Origin of the sequence: Tissierella sp., from assembly GCF_052089545.1 — a bacterium.
Classification (GTDB): domain Bacteria; phylum Bacillota; class Clostridia; order Tissierellales; family Tissierellaceae; genus Tissierella_A.
Window position 1 is genome coordinate 2,761 of the sequence record NZ_JBQDAA010000184.1, and the last position, 1,805, is coordinate 4,565.

At 26.1% G+C, this 1,805-nt stretch carries 3 protein-coding genes; all 3 read right to left on the reverse strand.

Annotated features, from left to right (window positions below; all coding sequences use genetic code 11):
- On the reverse strand, positions 1 to 313 hold a 313-nt coding region (locus tag ACTHW2_RS11010), incomplete at its 3' end, for a polyprenyl synthetase family protein (protein WP_442263968.1).
- Positions 294 to 542, reverse strand: a complete 249-nt coding sequence (xseB, locus tag ACTHW2_RS11015) for an exodeoxyribonuclease VII small subunit (protein ID WP_442263969.1) — start codon at positions 540 to 542, stop codon at positions 294 to 296. The genes xseB and ACTHW2_RS11010, both read right to left, overlap by 20 nt.
- A complete protein-coding gene (gene xseA / locus ACTHW2_RS11020) occupies positions 532 to 1,749 on the reverse strand; it encodes an exodeoxyribonuclease VII large subunit (protein WP_442263970.1) in 1,218 nt (405 codons plus the stop codon). The genes xseB and xseA overlap by 11 nt, the downstream gene beginning before the upstream one ends.
- Between the last annotated feature and the right edge of the window lie 56 nt (positions 1,750 to 1,805).

Consider the following 1,805-nt stretch of genomic DNA (forward strand, 5'->3'; position numbering starts at 1 on the left):
TATGATTTGTAGGCTTTCCTCTTCTCGTCTTATCATTATCCATAGATGGTAAATCGTCGTGTATAAGCGAGTATGTATGAATCATTTCTATGGCACATGCATATGGAAGTATATGTGATTTATTTTCACTAAATACTTCAAAGGACTTTACAGCGATTATAGGTCTTAATCTTTTTCCACCAGTGAACAAACTATATTCCATTGAATCATATATATTTTTTTGATATGAACCTTTAAAATCTAAATATGAATATAATTTATCATCTATTATATCTACAAGTTCTTTTATATCATTAGAAATTATTTTTCTCATCCTCTCCAAAAAAATTAACTTCTATTATTGAATCGTCTGAGTCATCTAGTAGAAGTTTAACTTCATTTTCAGCGTCAGATAGAAGTTTGTTACAATATTTATATAATTCTACTCCTCTTTTAAAAATATCTATTGAATTATTTAGAGAAGTTTCATCTTTTTCTAATTTTCCCACAATATTTTCTAATTCTTTTAAAGCCTCTTCATATGATAATTTTTTATTTTCCATATAAATTATTCTCCTTTTTAATCTCTTTTACAAGCACTTGCATTTCTCCATCTTTGACTTTTACATTTATAAGTTCATTTAATTCTATATCCTTTAATGACTTTATAACATTGCCTTTATCATTTATAAGAATAGCATGTCCGCTTTCTAAGGATAATAAAGGATTTAATACTTTAAAATCATTTTCTAAACTTAAAAGAGATTTAGTTTTTTTATTTAAACTATTATTTATATATGCAGATAAATCTTTAAAAATCATATCAATTTCTTGTCTATTGTTTCTTAGTTTAAGATACGGATTATTATATTTAAGTTCATTTTTAAATACATTTAGCTCTTTATCTTTATATTTCAATGACTTTAGAAACATGCTTTCTAAATCATTGTACCTACTATTTAATTCATTTTTTAGATCCATTCTATTTGGTACAACTAGTTCGGCTGCAGCAGATGGTGTAGGAGCTCTTAAATCAGATACAAAGTCTGATACTGTGAAATCTGTTTCATGTCCAACAGCAGATATAATTGGTGTTTTCAAATTGAATATACATCTTGCTAGTTCTTCATTATTAAAGCAAAATAAATCTTCCATTGAACCACCACCTCTAGCTAATATTATAACTTCAATATTTTCATCGTCATCTAAATAGTTTAAAGCTTTTATAATTTCTTTATATGCACTAGTACCTTGAACTAATGACGGATATATAGAAAGTTTGGAAGATGAAGATCTTCTATTTATTATATGAATTATATCATGAACTGCAGCTCCTGTAGGCGAAGTTACGACCCCTATGTTCTTTGGCAAAAAAGGTAAATCCTTCTTAAACTTTTTTTCGAATAGACCCTCTTTCTCTAATTTAAGCTTTAATTTTTCATAAGCTTTATATAGTTCTCCAATCCCATCTTCTTTAATATTTTTAACATACAATTGATATTCTCCATTCTTTTCATAAATAGATATATATCCTTCAGCAATGATTTTTTGCCCTTCAGATAAATTAAATGTGTTATATTTAGCATCACCTTTGAACATAACACATTTAATTAATGATTTATTATCTTTTAATGAAAAATATAAATGACCACTTATATGCCTTTTAAAGTTTGAGATTTCACCTTCTATCTGTATATTAGAAAGAATCATATCAGAGGCAAATATTCTTTTAATATACTTATTTAATTCACTTACCTTTAAAGGTTTCATCTTATCACTCCTCTTTAAATCAAGTAGTATTTTTCAATACTTCTGATTCTTTTTTT

Excerpts from the sequence above, each read along its gene's own strand:
- xseB (WP_442263969.1), bottom strand. The coding sequence starts at position 542 with ATGGAAAATAAAAAATTATCATATGAAGAGGCTTTAAAAGAATTAGAA.
- xseA (WP_442263970.1), bottom strand. The coding sequence starts at position 1,749 with ATGAAACCTTTAAAGGTAAGTGAATTAAATAAGTATATTAAAAGAATA.